The 17,027-nt window shown below is 57.0% G+C and carries 13 protein-coding genes and 1 pseudogene; 7 read left to right on the forward strand and 7 right to left on the reverse strand.

Annotation, left to right across the window (positions count from 1 at the left end; all coding sequences use genetic code 11):
- Window positions 1-88: 88 nt before the first annotated feature.
- The gene (locus E3T31_RS18790) at window positions 89-1,240 is read right to left on the reverse strand and encodes a glycosyltransferase family 4 protein (RefSeq protein WP_134469754.1); all 1,152 of its coding nucleotides are present in this window, start codon (window positions 1,238-1,240) and stop codon (window positions 89-91) included.
- Window positions 1,241-1,922: 682 nt separating this feature from the next.
- On the reverse strand, window positions 1,923-3,005 hold the full coding sequence (locus E3T31_RS14780; RefSeq protein ID WP_166788522.1) for a glycosyltransferase family 4 protein: 1,083 nt from the start codon (window positions 3,003-3,005) through the stop codon (window positions 1,923-1,925).
- 297 nt (window positions 3,006-3,302) lie between these two features.
- On the opposite strand from E3T31_RS14780, the gene E3T31_RS14785 reads away from it, so the two are divergent.
- The gene (locus tag E3T31_RS14785) at window positions 3,303-3,722 is read left to right on the forward strand and encodes an ATP-binding protein (protein WP_241978023.1); all 420 of its coding nucleotides are present in this window, start codon (window positions 3,303-3,305) and stop codon (window positions 3,720-3,722) included.
- Here E3T31_RS14785 and E3T31_RS18415 read toward each other — a convergent pair.
- Together E3T31_RS18415 and E3T31_RS14795 are read right to left on the reverse strand one after the other, a co-directional pair.
- A pseudogene (locus E3T31_RS18415) lies at window positions 3,692-4,115 on the reverse strand (transposase); the annotation flags it as partial. The gene E3T31_RS14785 and the pseudogene E3T31_RS18415 sit on opposite strands and share 31 nt — an antisense overlap.
- A 110-nt stretch (window positions 4,116-4,225) precedes the next feature.
- Window positions 4,226-5,413, reverse strand: coding sequence for an oligosaccharide flippase family protein (locus tag E3T31_RS14795; protein WP_206750322.1), 1,188 nt, complete (start codon window positions 5,411-5,413; stop codon window positions 4,226-4,228).
- Between the two features lie 620 nt (window positions 5,414-6,033).
- Between E3T31_RS14795 and E3T31_RS14800 the strand changes: the two genes are divergently transcribed.
- Window positions 6,034-7,104, forward strand: a complete 1,071-nt coding sequence (locus E3T31_RS14800) for a glycosyltransferase family 4 protein (RefSeq protein ID WP_134469762.1) — start codon at window positions 6,034-6,036, stop codon at window positions 7,102-7,104.
- A 435-nt stretch (window positions 7,105-7,539) separates the two neighbouring features.
- Here the strand turns inward: E3T31_RS14800 and E3T31_RS14805 are convergent.
- A protein-coding gene (locus E3T31_RS14805) for an IS3 family transposase (protein WP_134469808.1) occupies window positions 7,540-8,939 on the reverse strand; the annotation gives its coding sequence in 2 pieces (ribosomal slippage) (window positions 7,540-8,618 and window positions 8,618-8,939; 1,401 coding nt in all).
- Window positions 8,940-9,658: 719 nt separating this feature from the next.
- Here E3T31_RS14805 and E3T31_RS14810 point away from each other — a divergent pair.
- Together E3T31_RS14810 and E3T31_RS14815 are read left to right on the forward strand one after the other, a co-directional pair.
- On the forward strand, window positions 9,659-10,549 hold the full coding sequence (locus E3T31_RS14810) for a glycosyltransferase (RefSeq protein WP_166788523.1): 891 nt from the start codon (window positions 9,659-9,661) through the stop codon (window positions 10,547-10,549).
- Window positions 10,550-10,557: 8 nt separating this feature from the next.
- Complete coding sequence (locus E3T31_RS14815) at window positions 10,558-11,640, forward strand: glycosyltransferase family 4 protein (protein ID WP_134469766.1); 1,083 nt, start codon at window positions 10,558-10,560, stop codon at window positions 11,638-11,640.
- Between the two features lie 112 nt (window positions 11,641-11,752).
- Here the strand turns inward: E3T31_RS14815 and E3T31_RS14820 are convergent, their stop codons facing one another.
- Window positions 11,753-12,661 carry an IS3 family transposase gene (locus E3T31_RS14820; protein ID WP_134469768.1) on the reverse strand — a complete coding sequence of 303 codons (909 nt, stop codon included), beginning with the start codon at window positions 12,659-12,661 and terminating at the stop codon, window positions 11,753-11,755.
- Between the two features lie 469 nt (window positions 12,662-13,130).
- Here E3T31_RS14820 and E3T31_RS14825 point away from each other — a divergent pair, with 469 nt between their 5' ends.
- Both E3T31_RS14825 and E3T31_RS14830 read left to right on the forward strand, forming a co-directional pair.
- Complete coding sequence (locus tag E3T31_RS14825) at window positions 13,131-14,114, forward strand: GDP-mannose 4,6-dehydratase (protein ID WP_134469810.1); 984 nt, start codon at window positions 13,131-13,133, stop codon at window positions 14,112-14,114.
- Window positions 14,115-14,123: 9 nt separating this feature from the next.
- Window positions 14,124-15,086: a GDP-mannose 4,6-dehydratase gene (locus E3T31_RS14830; protein WP_198417036.1), complete on the forward strand. Its 963-nt coding sequence runs from the start codon at window positions 14,124-14,126 to the stop codon at window positions 15,084-15,086.
- 155 nt (window positions 15,087-15,241) lie between these two features.
- On the opposite strand, the gene E3T31_RS14835 is transcribed toward E3T31_RS14830, so the two are convergent.
- Window positions 15,242-16,408 carry a glycosyltransferase gene (locus E3T31_RS14835; RefSeq protein ID WP_134469772.1) on the reverse strand — a complete coding sequence of 389 codons (1,167 nt, stop codon included), beginning with the start codon at window positions 16,406-16,408 and terminating at the stop codon, window positions 15,242-15,244.
- 377 nt (window positions 16,409-16,785) lie between these two features.
- Between E3T31_RS14835 and E3T31_RS18075 the strand changes: the two genes are divergently transcribed.
- The coding region (locus E3T31_RS18075) for a hypothetical protein (protein ID WP_206750323.1) at window positions 16,786-17,027 on the forward strand (242 nt) is incomplete at its 3' end.

The raw sequence follows: 17,027 nt of genomic DNA on the forward strand, positions 1-17,027 counted from the left end.
CCGCGACCGACCATCAACCGCACAACAAGATCAAAAATCTGCGTTGAATACCTCGATCCACCGTTCGGTCGATTGAGGCCTTGAACAACTATCCGCTGTGTGCATTTCGCCCTCGGGTATGCTGCTCAACAGCACACTCAAGCAATTCGGCCCATGCGTTCGCAACGACGGGCCAGGCGAAGGTTGATGCAAATAGCTCCCTACCAAGTCGGGCGACTCGCGCCCGGGTTTCCGGGTTTGCAGCCAACCTGAGGACGAGCTCAGCGAACGCGTCGGGGTCTCCAGCCGGAGACATGGCCACCCCTCCACCGCTAAACAGGTCTAGGTCCGTGTCCAAGCCAACAGTCGTGGCAACAGTGGCCCCGACGGCGAGAGCTGAGATCACCGAGCTGCGACGACCGGAAACCCCATCCGCCAACGGCAGAACGAAAACGTCAGCTGCGGCCAACAGCTGGGAGGCATCCTCGGCGCTGATGTATCCGAGCTGAGTAACTAAAGGGTGGTCGACATCGAGTCGGCCAGCAATGAACAGACGCGAGTTCACACCGGCCGCGGCAAGGGTGTCGAGCACAGCCGATAGCTGGGTGACGGCCTGTGTAGGATGTCCCAAGCCGAACGATGTCATGAGGAATGTGCCATCCAGTACACCGTGGCGGCACCGCCAGTCTGGGTCTGGCTCATAGGCAGCAACCGTTGGGCCGATTTGGATGAGCTTCACGCGTTTACTCCATGGCCACAAGAGGCGCTTCATTGCGTTCTGACGCCGCTTAACTGTGACCACGAACGCTTCTGCGGACGACGCCAAGACGGCAGCAGCGAAGCGCTGACTGAGATGCCAAGGGGCACGTTTTACGGACTCAGTCCACGCGCCATACACTTCATGGGCATTTACCACCATGGGCACCGAAATCGAGCGGGCGAGCCTCCTCAGCAAGAGCGCGACGGCAAGCCCGCCGCCCCTTGCGCTGTACGCGTGTGGTACGTACTGCACAACTAGCGCGTCCGGCCGCGAACTTTGCACGAGCCCGATGAGCTGACCGGCTCCAGAGACATCCCAGCGTCGAGTGAAATGCTCAATGGCTATGCCCGCATGAGCGGCATCCGGCGTGGACGTGATGACTGTGAGGTCATGCCCGAGAACCTGCATAGCACGACACCATTCCAGTGTGTAATCTGAAACGCCCCCGGTAGCGGGAGGAAAGTGTGAACTAACGACGGTAATCCTCATTTCGGTGCACATCCTTCATCCACGCTCAGGACAGCGTGTTTACTTGTGAACACGTTCATTTCCAGCAGGGCCGCTGTTTTGGTGGCGTCAAGACCAAACCAAATTATAGTTTGTCGGAATTATCCATCGACCCAACCCTGGGATTTCGACACATTCCGCAGAATGATCATTTTTTCACCAGTTTTCTTTGGTCTGCCTCGGTGAGTGGTACAGGCCAGTTCGGATAGAGTCACGGGACTGCTAGCAATCTTTTATAAACTTGCATCGTTTTTGTACCGATCTTTGCCTACTTGCGCAAACCAATCCGACCACTAGCTTCTCGCTCGCGCAAGAGATTCCCCGTGATTAGGACCTGTTGATGGCACAGAATCACTCGACGCCGATGACTCCGAAATGGAAGAACCAAAAAAAGGCTGCCAGCGCCCGGATGGGTTGGTACTTGCCAAGCACGTGGTCGAAGATCTCAGGAGAATGGCCACGCCTCGCAGTCCTTGACATCCGGGTGCGAAAGTCCGCTCTGCTTCAATCGCACGTCCTCTCACACGCTGAGGCTATCTCAGACGACAGTCGGCTTCATCTCCGGCAATCGCCAGCACACGTTTCGCACCGATTTAGTCCTGCAGTTTGCAGCCTTTGGCATGTGCTCGAAGATTACATACGCGCAGATCAGGGAGCACCACTGCTCGGCCGCATTTCATGACTTATGATTGTTGACCACACGTACCAGCAGTTCATCCCATTGCTCTCCCACTGCTGACCAGCGGAAACGTTGGGAGGCTTCTCGTGCAGCACTTCCGTGGGCCGTCGCGGAGTCGGTGTTCGTGAGATAGCCAGCCAACGCATGGGCCGCAGCCTCGTAATCGCCATCGTCAAAAAGCACCCCATTCCCGCGATTGACTACGTCAGCTGCAATGCCCGCCTTCGTTGAAACCAACGGAACGCCGGCCGCAGTTGTCTCAATGATGGCGCGGCCAAAACCTTCGAACATGCTCGTGAACAAACCGACGTGTGCCTCGCTTAGGGCTTCCCGGACCTCGTCTCTGCTAGCTCGCGGGGTGACCGTCACGGAGTCTCGTTCAGCCGCAGCAAAGTCGGCCAAGACCTCTTCGGAAGATATTCCTGTTCCGAGCAGGTGCAACCGCGCGTCCGGTACGAGGCGACGGAGTTCCGAAAAGATACTAGGCACGGTCGCGATACCTTTTAGGGGAATCCAGCTACCAATCCAAAGCACAGTCGGCGCTTCGGCTGGACTGCGAGGTATGTCAAAGAACGCATCGTCGACCGCGTTCGGGATGACTAGAACTCGCTCAGGCAGCGCACCGTAGTGCTCAATCGCGGAGTGAACTTGCTCGTTCGTTTGCACGACGAGAGCGTCAGCGCGCCGCGAGCTGAAAGCGACGGCAGGCTCTCGAATATATCGGTGGCCTCGACCAAACATATTCGGCAGTCCATGAGCGACGCTCGCTTCTCGCATCTGGTGCTCGAGCCCGTGGGAGTGAACGATAAGGGGCAAGCGAGGGTGCAATGCCGAGATGAGTGCACCGTCTCCAGAAGAGATGATCGCAGCATCGGGGCGTTCGCGAAGAGAAGCGGTGAGTAGCCGCATGTATGTCAGCTGTCGTTCCAATCTGTAGTTCACCTTGGCATTGGCGAACCGATACACGGGTGACCAGTCGCGCGCACTCAGCTCTCTTCCGATCTCGAGCACGGTGCCGGCCATTCCCGCATTGGCATCCTCGATCCCATTGCACCCAAGTAGGACTTTTCCTCGTGTCATATGCCGAAGCATATCCTGAAGGCGTCGTCACGCCGGTGACGCCATATCCATCGCATAACAACTCAGGATGACCAGTGCCAGCGCTCCTCGAAAAGTAGACCAGTAACGCTCGGCGAGTTCTAGGGCGAACGGACTACTTTTCAACGAGCGTCGACAACCGGAATGCGAACCCCCACCTATTGCGCCGGAGGGACCCGTTGAGCCGCCTGGACGGAGAGATCAAACGGAAGCTCCGCGAGATGAGCGAGCGAGCTGCTCGAGGCGATCGACACCCCGGACGAGACACTCTCGATCAGCTTGTCGTTCGAAGAACGCGTCCGGCTGGTCGTCGAGGACACCGGCTCCACCTGCACGCACTCCAAGGTCGCCGGGCGGATCCGACGGGCGGGGCTGCGTTATCCGAACGCGGATTTGCGCCGCATCGACCTGCTCGACGAGCGCAGTCTGAACCGGCCATTGCTGACCCAGCTCGGCACCTGCTCGTTCCTGACCCGACAACAGAACGTCGTCTTCCAGGGGTTCACCGGGTTGGGAAAGTCATATCTGGGATGCGCGATCGCCAAACGCGCTTGCGAGCACCGCATCCTCGCCCACTCCGTCCGCATGCCCGACCTCGAGGAAGCCTGGGTCGCCGCCCAAGACTTCCGGCGGGTCCGGGAAGTTCCTCCGCAAATACGCCGCGTTCATGTAGCGGACTGCGGGCGTGTCGCCCAGTGATAGAAACCGGACGTCGACACGGCCAGCCAGAGGCACATTTTCGCCACCGAATTCTGGTTGGTGGGCTCAGATTTTTGGGAGTCGATGTATTCGTACTTGCTCGCTACCGCTGCTCCCGCGGGAAGTAAGCGCTGGCTTTTTCAAGAAGGCGGTCTCCGCTCGCAGCTCCTGAACTTCCCGCTCGAGCTCCTTCAGACGAGCCCGTTCCGAGACCGTCAGATCCGCTTCCGTGCCGCCGTTGGCCTCGCGATATTTGTTGAGTCAGTTGCGGAGCGTCTCGGGGCCGACGCCATATGCGGTGGCGACGTCCTTGATCGGTTTGGAGGTGTTGATCACCTCGCGGCATAGCTCGTCCTTGAATTCCTGGGTGAAACGCCTACGTGCTGCGGCCATGCTGATCTCTACTTTCAGTGGACCCTCATTTTAAGAGGGCCCACTGTCCGAGATATCCGCGGCAGCTCAGGGCGGCCTCGCTCAACCAGGTTTGACCGGTGGATGGAGGCTTAGGCATCAGGGCTGAGTCCGGTAGTTCGAAGACTACGATCCTGTACCTTTCGAAATATCGCACGTGAAGTCAACCGCACGAGGGCCATGGCAACCATGCACATTGCCATGACCGATCCATTTAAGGACTCGAATTGTAGAAATATCGCAAGCCCACCCACCAGCGCTACCAAACCGATAACCGAAGACACGGCCAGACCTCGACCGTTGAGCGAAGCGGAGTCCAAGTAGGTGCGCAAGTTCCACTGGTCCGTTATGCCCTGGTAGATAATCAGAATGGCGCTTACCGTCGGGAGACTTTCGAAATCAGTGCCGAACAGAGGCACCGCAAGCAGACTGATCAAAACCACAACCAGAATTCCCGAAGTGAGTGAGGCTGCCAGTCCGACAAGACTCCGAGATCGCAACGTAGAGGAGTCCGACTTCATTTCCGCATTCAAGAAACGAGAAAAGGTTATGTCGTTAATGGCCTGAGTAGCTCCAGCGGCCGCAGAAGCACACGTGACGGCGACTGCGTATACTCCCAGAACATTTGGTGGTGCCATCGCCGCTAACAGGAGCTGGTCAATCCGACCGCCAACAGCATCCACCGCTGATGTAGACCAAAATTGCAGGGTGAATCTCCACGGTACTCTTACTCGGCCACTCCTCCGAAAGAGGGGAATGCATATCAGCGATCCGAGGATGATCGTCAGCACTTGTCCAAAGAGCGTCGCCGCGTAGACAAACTCAAAAGTTAGAGTTCCGAACGAGAATGCAACCAAAACTGCGGCGGAGGGAAGTATGAGGTTACTGGATCGGAGTGTATTCCAAAGGGCAAAACGGCCCTTGGAAAGGGCGTATTCCATTCCCAACTGAGCTAACCCAGCAAATAATAGCTGAGGTGCCGCTATGCGGATCAGGAGTGCCAGCTGATCATTCCCATTTGCCACAACGTCCGCGGTGCTTAGGGCGAGAATGGTGCTCACCACGCCAAGCAGAGTGGTTGACAACAGCCCGGACCGCGAGACGAGCCGTCTTTGCGTTGCTGCAACGGCTAGCGTGCGAGGAAGTCCTAAGAAGGCAGTCCACGATAGCAACTGGATGGACACGAACGCGGCGGCCAACAAGCCTCTACCATCAGCACCAAGCGTCCGGGCGATGATAGGTGCCGACAAGAGGCTCAGGCCCATTCCGACGTAAGTCACGAACGTGGTCCCCATGAAACCACTTGGAGCAGCGCGCAACCAAAGTCTTTTCGTTCGAGCCGCCTCACGCTGGCGTGGCGGAAGCTTGGCCATCAGGTTTCCCCCATTCGATCATTGGTCATTGCCCACTCGCCTGCTGCTGCAAAAACTCTCAGCCGATATAGACCCACTCGTGGAGACCGGTCCAAACCGAATGTCGGCACAGACTCTTCGACCAGACGCGCCACACCGTGCGAAGCGCACAGAAACAAGTGCACCCGCAAGCGAAGACACGGCGCAACGGAAGTCTTCTATTATATGTATAGGATCAACTGTCGCCGTTCGTTCAACGGCCAGCATCGACCAGGACGCGACACTTCGGATATTTGTGCGTATTTCATCGCTTTGTTGTCTGCGGCAGGAATCGCTTGTCGTCATCCTCATTCGAATCGTATGCGGCTCATTTCGCGCTGGCTCATTGCGACCGAGAAAATGCGGGTTACAGTCCCGTGAACGAATGTCTCGACATAGTGACAGAGCAGCGGTGTGCAGCAATTCTGGTAGAAAACCCAATGGACCGTCAGTTTCACTGGCTATAGAAAGCGATAAACGTTGTCTAAGAACACGAGGCAGTATCAAGAATGTTGAACATTGCGTTTCTTTGTCTGGAATGGCCCAGCGCGGTTCACTCTGGTGGCGTAGCCAGGTATGCCTTCAGGATTGCCACTGCACTTGCCTCGCACGTGAATTTAACAGTCGTCACTTTCGAAAACGGGACCCCCATCGACGGAGTTCGTATGGTTTACATCGCCCGTCCCAAGTCAAGATTTGGCCGATTCTACCTAGCTCCTTTTCGGGCGCGAAGTGCGCTAAGGATGCTTGACTTCGACGTGCTGCATTCCTTTGGAGATGACTGGGCCTTGTCGCGCGCCGGGACTCCAATAATCAGGACATTCCTCGGCTCGTCCCTGTCGGAAGCTCGCTCGTCTTTGGGCCTAAGGAAGTTGAATCACTATCTACTTGCCGCAACTGAACTGGTATCAAAATCGTCAACGAAACATCGCATAGCGATAGGCCCCGATTCGTACATCAGATTCGATTGCCATGCACTCATGCCGCCGGTCGTTGAAGTTCGACGCCCTACGGACGTTCTTTCCACGATTGAAAGGTCCGTTGTTTTCGTTGGTTCTTTCGCTGGACGGAAGAGAGGGTGGCTCGTCGAAGATGCAGTCGAACGGGCTGGGCGAATTCTCGGGGCGCACATACAGCTCACCGTCATCGGCCCAGACACCGATGTATCCTCTTGGCGGTCCACCACGACGCACATCTCAGGCGCCTCCGACAGTGAGGTGATCCGAACGATTTCTCGTGCCTGGGTGCTGATGGCACCTTCACTTTACGAAGGCTTCGGTATACCTGTTTTCGAGGCACTTTCTCTCTCCGTACCTGTCGTCGCGTCATCGAATCCTGGAACGGAATACCTAAGGACGTTAGTGGGTGAAGGTCTTGCATTGAAAATTGTCCCTGACGATAACGATTTTGCTTCAGTGCTTGCCCAACGACTTTCAACACGTACGGACATAAGCGAGATGGAAGCGGCGCAAGTTCGTCATTCAATTTCTGCTCTCCTTATTCAAGCATCCCCGTTGAGGCTTCTCGAGGAGTATGAGGGGGTTCTCCGACAGGCAATGGCCGGCGGGCGACGGCGCTGACGGCGTAGTGCTTTGAGAAACGGTGAACTACGGCGTTAGATCACTTATTCCGCCTTCGACACCATGCTCATCCGGTCAAAGCGCCAGGTCTTCGGCACGCCACCCAGCAATCCCAGCAAGCGTCAGCGCGGCCAGCAGGTGGGGCAGGGCGACCGGTCGACCGGTCGGGAGCTTACCGCCCGCCAGACATCGGAGTACGCGAGGAATCCCACGAGCACGTGGGCGCGTTTCGTCGGGCACGGCCACCCTGCAGGCACGGCGGGCAGCTCGACCCAGTCGTACTGGGTCTCCACTGTTGTGCCGACTGATTTGGACCACAGGGCCGGGGCTGATAATCGGGCCCGCTCTTGTGAATATTGGCTTCCGAGGGAGCCAGGGGTGGTGCGGGTGCAGGCCGCTGCGGAATTTGTCAAGGTGAATGAGGCCAGTGGGAGTTTAGGCGGCTAGTTCGAGCCCGTCGTTCTCGGTGGGTTTATCGGCTGGTTTGTTGATCCAAGCCGTCGCGGGCATGGACAGGATCTTTGGTGCGTGGCTGGTGCTGAATCGCTCGGGGAAGCGTGCGCGGGCCGCGTCCAACGTCGCTGCTCGTTCGATGGCCTTCGCCTTCGCGAGGCCGTAGTGCACGTCGGCGGGCGTGTTCAGGCCGATCCCGGAATGACGATGCTCGTGGTTGTAGCCATCGACGAACGAGGCCATGAACGTCTTCGCGTCGGCGAGGGAGTCGAAGCGTTCGGGGAACGTCGGAGCGAATTTGAGAGTCTTGAACCACGCCTCGCTGTAGGGATTATCGTTACTCACCCGCGGCCTCGAATGCGACTTGGTGATCTCCAGGTCAGACAGCAACGCCGCGACGGTCTTGGACGTCATGGACGTGCCGCGGTCAGCGTGCACGACCTGCGGGACGCCGTGAATGCCGAAGATTTCTTTCATCATCTCCACCGCCAGCTCGCCCGATTCCGACGCGTGAACATACGCGCCGACGATGTAGCGGGAGTAGATATCGATCATCACGTAAGCATCGAAGTACTTCCCCTTGATCGGGCCGGCAAGCTTCGTAATATCCCAGCTGAGCACCTGCCCTGGTCCCGTGGCGATCAATTCGGGTATCGCCCGTGCCGGATGGCGGGCCAGGCGGCGGCGTTCCTCGACCTGCTTGTTCTCGTTCAACACCCGGTACATCGTTAATATTGAGCACAAGTACGTGCCCACGTCGAGCAGCTGCGCGTAGATCTGGATCGGCGGCAGGTCCACGAACGAGTTCGAATTGACGACGGCGAGAATCTGCCGACGGTCGGCATCATCGATCTCGTTCGCCGGTATTGGTGTTGGCCCGGCCATGGGGATGCGTGGTTTCCTGGTGGCGGTCGCTCGAGGGATCCCGACCAGGTCGGCCGCGACGCGAGTCGAGATTCCTCGGCTGGCCAGTTCGCGGTAGGCGGTCATTACGGCAACGCGCGCGGTGTTTCGTCCCGCGAGCTCTTCGAAAGACTTTCGAGTAGCTCGTGCATTTTTGACATGATCTCCAGCGCCACCCCCGTCGTTTCCAAGCGTTGCTCGGTCTTGCTCAGCTGGCGGCGCAGCCGGGCGATTTCAGCTTGTTCCGGCGTTAACCGGCCAATCTTCTCGCCGGGTTTCTTCCCCGCGAGAACGCCGGCGTCACGCAGCTTGCGCCACTCGGTGATCTGCGAGGAGTACAACCCCTCGGTGCGCAGATACGCGCCGCCCTCATGGTTCTTGATGGCCGCGTCATACGCGGCGAGGTAAGCAAGCTTCTGCGCTGGGGTGAACGACCTTCTCGAGGTCGGACCACCAGCTCGGGGTCCGGTACTACTCATATGGCTATCGTCGCGCACGGCGATCAAAGATGGGCTGGACATGGTGATGATTCCTGATTCTCGCCCTACGCCAAACGGCGGACTCGCTCTGAGGGACTGGCCTCACCCAACCCTGAGTCGTAGGGGCGTGCCGCACCCGGAACACAGCTATCAGACAGGCTTAACGTCTCTGCCGACGTGGGGCGCGTTTGTCTTGAAGGCAAGCCTGCCAAGCTCTAAATCGCGTATTCGAATTCCCGGGGCAAAACGCCAATACTCGAACCAGTCTCCCACAGCAGCAGTTCATTCCGAGCTACCGGCGCGACAGCCCATCATAATCGGCCTTATACAATAAAAAATCGTTCTTCAACACAAAGTAAACTGAGACAGTTACGAGTTGTATTCTGCTACAAAAAAACGCTAGCTGGAGCTTGATCAAATTGAAGATTCATCGGATTCGGAGTTCGTTTTCACGTCGACTGCCGGAAACTGTAGATGCCGTTGACGCCTCGCTACTGATCGTGGATCATACTACCCTTCCCGGAGGTGCGGAGCTTGCTCTCACGCATTTCGCGGGCCTGTCGAAATTGAATGCGACTTTCGCGTTCCTTCAGAAAAACGACGGACGGCTCGCATTCCCTCGAAGGACCGTCGTTCTCGCTCCTGATAGGAGCCTCGGAGCAATTCAACAGCTCCATTTTCTGCGAACAGTTCTCCGACGCCACAAGCAGTCCCTCATTGTGTCAAACACACTTCGTGTCGGAATCTACGTTGTTCTCTTGAAGGGGCGGCACCAAGAACACGTCCTGCTCCTACACGACGGTATCGACGGGCAGTCGCTTTCACCGCTTAAGCGCGCCATCATCAATTGGTTGGTTCTGAGTCGAACGAAGGCAATCGTTCCAAATAGCCGCTGGACTGCCTCGACAGTTCCAGAGAAGTTTCAGGGGCTACTAACCACCGTTGCCCATTCATTTTCCGGTACCACGGGGAATGAACACCGAGGCAGAGTCGAGAGAACAGATGCGCGTCCCTTGCGTCTCTTATCTCTCAGCCGGCTCGTGAAGTGGAAAGGTGTACATCTTGTGCTGGACGCTCTTGAAATCCTCGCCAAAGAGAACTTTGGTGAAAGAGACCTCATCTTGACCATAGCGGGCTCCGCGATTTTGGGGCCAGACAAATACGCAGCTGAATTAAAGTCTCGGGCAAAGCTCCTGCCCTTCTCAGTTGAATTCGTGGGCCAGGTGGCCCAAATCGCACCGCTACTCCTCAGTAATGACGTCCTCGTGCATGCTTCCGTTCGGCCAGAACCATTCGGCCAAGTGATCGTGCAGGGGCTGAGTTATGGTCTCGTGGTTGTGGCCCCTGATAGCGGCGGGCCAGCCGAGATCTTGAACGAGGAATCCGGTCTTCTTTTTACACGCGGCAGTTCCATCTCATTGGCGAATGCGCTTCGACACCTCCTCGAGAGTCCAGAGCTTAGGAAAAGCCTGGTTGAGAACGGTCAGGTGGCGGCGATTTCGTACAGTGACAGTGAGATTGTGAAAAAATTTGACACAATTTTCCGCAGCGTTCTCGGCTTTCCTGAGGTGCTCCAAGAGGAGTCGAAGATTTCGGACGGAGTTGCGTGAAGATATCAATGAACGGGGCTGAGTGGTTTTCAACGCGTGCTGGTGGCTTGAATCGCTACTTTGAATGCTTAGCGCAGTCCCTTGGGGAAGTTGCTAACGTCCAGGTCCATGCGGTGGCATTTGGGGATGCGGCGCCCTGGGGACGGTCCTGGGGGCGTCTCGACCAATCAACCGCGTCGAGGTTCCTTGCCTCGAGGCAAGACGTCGGCGTTTCGACCGATATCGTCGACACACATTTTGCACTGTATAATGCCAGACCACGCAAGAAATCGGGCACCATTTATGTGCGCCATTTTCAGGGGCCGTGGGCCAGCGAGAGCGAAGCCACTGGTGCAAGCAGTCTTGCCGTGACCTGTAAACGCATTTTTGAACGATTTGTGTACGCCCAAGACGATCACTTTATAGTTCTGTGCGACAGGTTCGCCAAGATATTATCCGATGATTACTCAGTCGATTCATCGGCAATTAGCGTCATCCCCCCCGGTGTTGACCTAAGCCAGTTCTCCCAAGTTGAAGCTGATCGGAAGGGAAATCTTCCGTGGGCGATCTGCGTTCGTCGACTTGAGCGGCGAATGGGAATCGATGTTTTGATTCGATCTTGGGCACTTGTGGTTTCCGAAATCCCGGAAGCAAGACTCGAAATTGTCGGCACCGGTTCCATGGAACTTGAGCTCAAAGCCCTAGTCGTGTCGCTCGGATTGGGTGCGTCCATTACTCTCTCTGGAAGGTTGTCCGACTCTGAATTGTCCCGTGCATATGAACGCGCGACCATATCTGTGGTCCCGAGCCTTGCACTGGAGGGTTTTGGTTTGATTGCGCTTGAATCCCTTGCTACGGGAGCTCCGGCCATTGTCACGGACTGCGGCGGTCTTCCGGATTCAGTTAATGGCCTCGATCCCACGCTGGTTGTACGTCCGAATGATTCAGGCGCCTTGGGAGCACGAATCGTCTCGGCCTTTCGAGGAAAGCGCCCCTCTCCAGACGAATGTAGACGGCATGCAGAAACGTTCTCTTGGGAGCGGGCGGCCCTCGCGCACGCTAGCTTGTATGGCCAACTGATTGCAAAACGAGCAGCTGACGCCATCAGCTAGCTGCAGTGAGACGAGGCAAAGGCTTGATGTTTTTGGCTTGCCCCAGCACTCTCATGGTAGATCCCTCCTTGCTCACCCCCGTGTGGCCTTGCCCCTGGGTAGTGGACACGGGTTAAGCGGCGAGTTGAACTTCCGCGGTCTGTGATGAGTCTTGCAGTTCGAAATCGACTGGGCTGACATCTCCACCGATCGAGGAGTGCCGGCGTCGACGGTTGTAGTGGTCCTCGATCCAGGCACCGACTTCGCGGGTGGCGCGGTCGCGGGTGGGCCACACTCTGCGGTAGTAGAACTCCGTTTTCAGCGTCGCGAAGAAGCTCTCGGCCATGGCGTTGTTCCAGCAAATTCCGGTCAATCCCATCGAGCGGGTGATGCCATTCTTGATCGCGAACGCGGTGATCTGGGCCGAGGCATATTGGGTGCCGCGGTCGCTGTGGAAGATGACCTGCGGCGGCCTGTCTCCGCGCAGTGTCATGGCCATCACGAGGGCGTCCTCGATCAGGTCGGTCCTCATGTGGGCGGCGATGGCCCAGCCGATCACTCGGCGGCTGTGGACGTCGATCACGGTCGCCAGGTAGACCCATCCCTCCCAGGTTCTCAGATAGGTGATGTCACCGACCCAGATCTGGTTCAGGGCCCCGGTGTCCCATTCCCGCTTGACTGCGTCGATCGGGTAGGCGTCGGCGTGGTCAGTGATCGTGGTGGTCTTCCACTTCTTCGGGCAGATGCCCACCAATCCGAGGCGTTGAATGGCCTTGGCGACGGTCTTGCGGGAGATGGTCTCCCCGTCGGCGCGGAGGTCAGCGAGGATCCTTGGGGATCCGTAGACCTCGTCGGAGTCGCCGTGGAACCACGCCACTTTCTGCTCGATGCCCTCCCGCCGAATCATGCGGTCCGATGGCTTCCGGTCGAGCCAGACGTAATATCCCGAGCGGGACACCTCGAGCAGGCGGACCTTGCGGGTAATGGTGAAGTTGGAGGTCTCTCGCGATGGGTGGGCCTTGACCAGATTAGTCGTCGACATCTCTCTACCATCCGGGTGCGGCCGGACGGTGAAGGTCTGAGGGCCTGTCAAGTCAATTTTTGTGAGTGCGGAAATTGCTTATAGAGGAGTGACTTCATCACGTGCTGGCCAAGGGCTTGGGGGCCTTTTCTGTACACCGCGTCGTCTCAACCACAACTTGAACGGTGAATCGAGGCTTAAATTTCCAAGATTTGGCGCACTACATCGGCCCGCTCACCCCTCTAAGCTAGCGGATTTCCGACTCCGAATACACTTTGGATCGCTAAGAATCATTAACCGTCCCTCCGAATGCAACGCTCCTTCGTCCGAACAGATGAGAGCTGAGCTTTGGGCGCCGCGCTGCTGCGCTATTGTAATGTCCGGGGAACAAAATATTGGACGGCCTCTCCGCCGGCCTGCGTTGCGGGAACGGGAACTTTTCGGAATTCGCAGTCGAGCGCTCCGAGTCTGATGAGAAGTGGAAACGAATATGCCTCGTGCGTTAGTCACAGGAATAACAGGACAAGACGGCCTGTATCTGTCCGAATTGCTTTTGAGCAAGGGATATGAGGTCTACGGACTGATCAGGGGGCAGAACAACCCGAAGCTCGATCTTGTTCGTCAGACCGTTCCTGACGTGAAGCTGCTCAACGGTGATCTCACAGATGTCTCGAGCCTCGCTCGTGTGCTCAACATTGCCCAGCCTGACGAGGTCTACAACCTTGGAGCTATCTCATTTGTGGCGTACTCCTGGGAAAATTCCTCGATGACGTCGGATGTCACAGGCAAGGGCGTGCTCAATATTCTCGAAGCCACACGCCTCTACGCTGGCGATGACATCTCTAAAGTGCGTTTTTACCAAGCCTCGTCGTCAGAGATGTTTGGCAAGGTGCAAGACGTACCGCAACGCGAGAACACGCTTCTATGGCCGCGATCGCCCTATGGGGTGGCCAAAGTGTTCGGGCACTATATGACCATCAACTACCGCGAGTCCTACGGCATGCATGCAAGCAGCGGCATCCTATTTAATCATGAGTCGCCGCGCCGTGGGCCGGAGTTTGTCACTCGCAAGGTTACTCAGGCAGTGAGTCGCATTAGGCTGGGAATGCAAACTGAACTGACTTTGGGCAACCTAGACGCCAAACGGGACTGGGGCTTCGCAGGCGACTACGTAGATGCGATGTGGCGTATGCTGCAGCAACCGGTCGCTGATGATTATGTAATTTCCACCGGCGAGACCCACTCCATTCGAGATCTGCTAGATGTGGCGTTTGAAGCGGCCGGGATTGATGACTGGGCTCCGTATGTCAGACAGGATCCGCGCTTTATGCGGCCGGCCGAGGTTGATTTGCTGATCGGAGACCCCAAGAAGGCCCGAGACGTGCTTGGGTGGACTCCTACGGTTTCGTTCAAAACGTTGGTTCAGATGATGGTCGAAAATGACCTGGCTGAGCAGTCTGTGCTGGTTCACTAGAGAATGACTATGCCTCGGGCGCTGGTGACAGGAATCACAGGTCAGGATGGCAGCTATCTCGTGGAAAGACTTCAGGCCCTAGGCTGGGAGGTCCATGCTTTGGTTCGCGCGGACGATTTGAGTCGGCCGCAATCTGGCCTGCTGTCGGTGTGTACCCACGTAGGGGACCTGGCTGACTTGGATTTTTTAGATCGCTTAGTCATCGAATCCGAACCAGACGTCATCTTCAATCTCGGTGGCATCAGCTCGGTGGCTTATTCGTGGGCAAATCCTGTCGCGACTGGCCAGATTAGCGGTCTTGCCGCTGTGGCGCTTCTTGAGGCGGCCTGGCGCTTTCAGGAGTCTGCCGGCCGCGAAGTACGCTTCGTGCAAGCGTCGAGTTCTGAAATATTTGGCGACTCCCAGGAAGTCCCCCAAACGGAACGCACGCCATTTAGCCCAATATCACCGTATGGCCTCGCGAAGACGTATGCCCATCAAGCGGTGGCCATATTTCGCGCTAGAGGGATGCACGCCTCTTCGGGAATTTTGTACAATCATGAGTCCCCGCGGCGCCCCCCGACCTTTGTAACGCGCAAGATTACGATGGCGGCTGCCGCGCTTGCAAGCGGCTCGTCCGAGAAACTCCTTTTAGGCAACCTTGACTTGAAGCGTGACTGGGGGTGGGCACCTGACTACGTCGATGCACTCTTGCTTATGAGCAATGCGACGGTGGCGGATGATTACGTCATCGCAACGGGACAATCGCACTCGATCCGAGATTTTGTGACAGCCGCCTTCGCAGCCATTGACATCGAAGACTGGGAACGCTTCGTGGGAATAGACCAGCGTTTTGTGCGCCCGGCCGATCCGCATGAGATGCGTGGCGATGCGTCGAAAATAAGGTCGGCGCTCGGTTGGAAACCGACTGTCAATTTCGCGGAGCTCGTTTCACGGATGGCGCGCCACGACTTGGAGTTACTGAGCGGCTAGTGCTTCGTTCATAAACACTAGATCTTTGGTTTGCTCGACAAAGCGATACCCCCATGCGTCGAGCGCTTCGCTGTACCTACTCGGTGTCGCACCGTTCTGACTCTGTCGCGTCGACGTCGCAATCGGCAAACGATGCGACAGAGTCAGGTCTGCGGCTAGTTTGCGTAACTCTCGAGGGGGGTCTTGATGAGGGATTCGCCAGCAGCGAGGGTACCTGTCTCTTCGCGCACCCAATCCGTGAGAGCTGCTGCGAAGACAGGAGCGTCAAATTTGAATGCTCTACGTTTGCAATCTGCAGCGTTCGCAGTTTGACTCAGGAGAAAAGCTTCCTGAAGTAGAGCGCTTTTCTTAAAGTCGGGAACGAGAGCCCCGGTATGGCCGTTAACAACGGTTTCGGCTGCTCCGCCCCGGTTGAGCGCGATAACCGGGGTGCCGGCAGCCATGGCCTCGACGGGGACAATGCCGAAATCTTCGACTGGTGGAAAGACGAAAACGAGTGCCCTTCGAAACAGTTCTCGCAACAGAGGCAGCGATGGCTGAATCACGAAAGTGACTTCCCTCCCATGCTCCGTGGCGTAGTCGCGCAGGAACTGCTCTTGCGGACCGGATCCCGCAATCACGGTCGGAAGGCGTAGCGCCCTGCCAGTGGCAATTACATCCTCCAGTCGTTTGTAGGGGATAAACCGCGATGCTCCGAGTACAAATTCTTTTGGGATGACTTTATCTAAGTACTCACGTTCTGAATCCGTCAGTCCATCGAGCGAATCGTCAGCGAAAAGTTTGACATCAACGGGAGGATAAATCACCCGTGAGTCTTGATGCCATGAAGTGTTGATTCGCGCACGAACGAAGTTGCTTATAGCAGCTATGGATTGAGCTTCGGCGGCGCGCTTTCTGTCTATACGACGAAATATGGGTGCGACTGACTTCACGAGAGGATTTGCTCCGCGTGCGTCCAGTTCCGGGTTCCAGATGTACCGCGCAGGTGTGTATGCGTACACGAGTTTTGGCGCGTCCCGTGCACTGCCAGTGAAACGGGCGTGATGAGCGAAGAGGTGTGACGAACACAGAATCCAATCAGCGTCAGCCGTCCCCATCTTGCGCCAGGTCAGCGGCATGAGAGGCAACGCCAGGTCTTTTCTTCGTCGCAGGGGGGTCTGGGCCAGCCAGGACTCTTGCACTCGGCCCGATTCAAACCGCAGCGGCGCGTCATCCCATAACGCGTGAATCGGTGCGTCGGGGAACGCCTTGGCGATTTCTACCATCACCTTTTCTGCACCACCGTGAGTTTCCAACCACTCGTGCACAATGAGGCCAGCCATTAGATGCGATTCCGACCTTGAAGTGGAGTTCGTGAATTCCGTGTCATATCTCGATGTCCCCAATCACGGCTTGAAGCCGCGAGAATTTCACGCGGTTCACGTAAATTGCGCTTTCAGACGCCCAAACTGAAGGGCGCAACCTTCCGTCGTCTCAATGCCGGCGGGCTCGATGGACCACTGCGGAAGCAAACTTGAACGTTGCTTCCCATTATTCTACCGCCCATTGTGGGCATTCGTTAGGACTAGTTTGAGGTAATGCACCAGCATTCGCTATGGAGGTGAAGCGGAAATCGGCGTAATGAAGAGAATGCGTGGTGCGCGCGATGTCAAGCTGTGTGGAGTCATCTGGCTTAGTTTTTGACGTTTTTGTCGGGACGATGATTGATCCCGACGATGCCGGCTGGGGCTGGGGCTGGGGCTGGGGTTGTGGGTCGTGCGCGGAACCGTTCTGGATGCTTGCGGTGGTATCTCTGCAGAGCGAGGTCGCGCGTGAAATGGGCCCGTCGCCACGAGCCATCGTGGACTTCCTGCGGCGAGAACAACGCGATGCCGGAGTGTTTGTGGCTGGTGTTATACCAAGGCACGTAGTCGTTCAAGTGGTCGCGAGCGGACTCAAGGC

This window comes from Cryobacterium sp. TMS1-13-1 (assembly GCF_004403125.1).
GTDB classification, from domain to species: Bacteria; Actinomycetota; Actinomycetes; order Actinomycetales; family Microbacteriaceae; genus Cryobacterium; species Cryobacterium levicorallinum.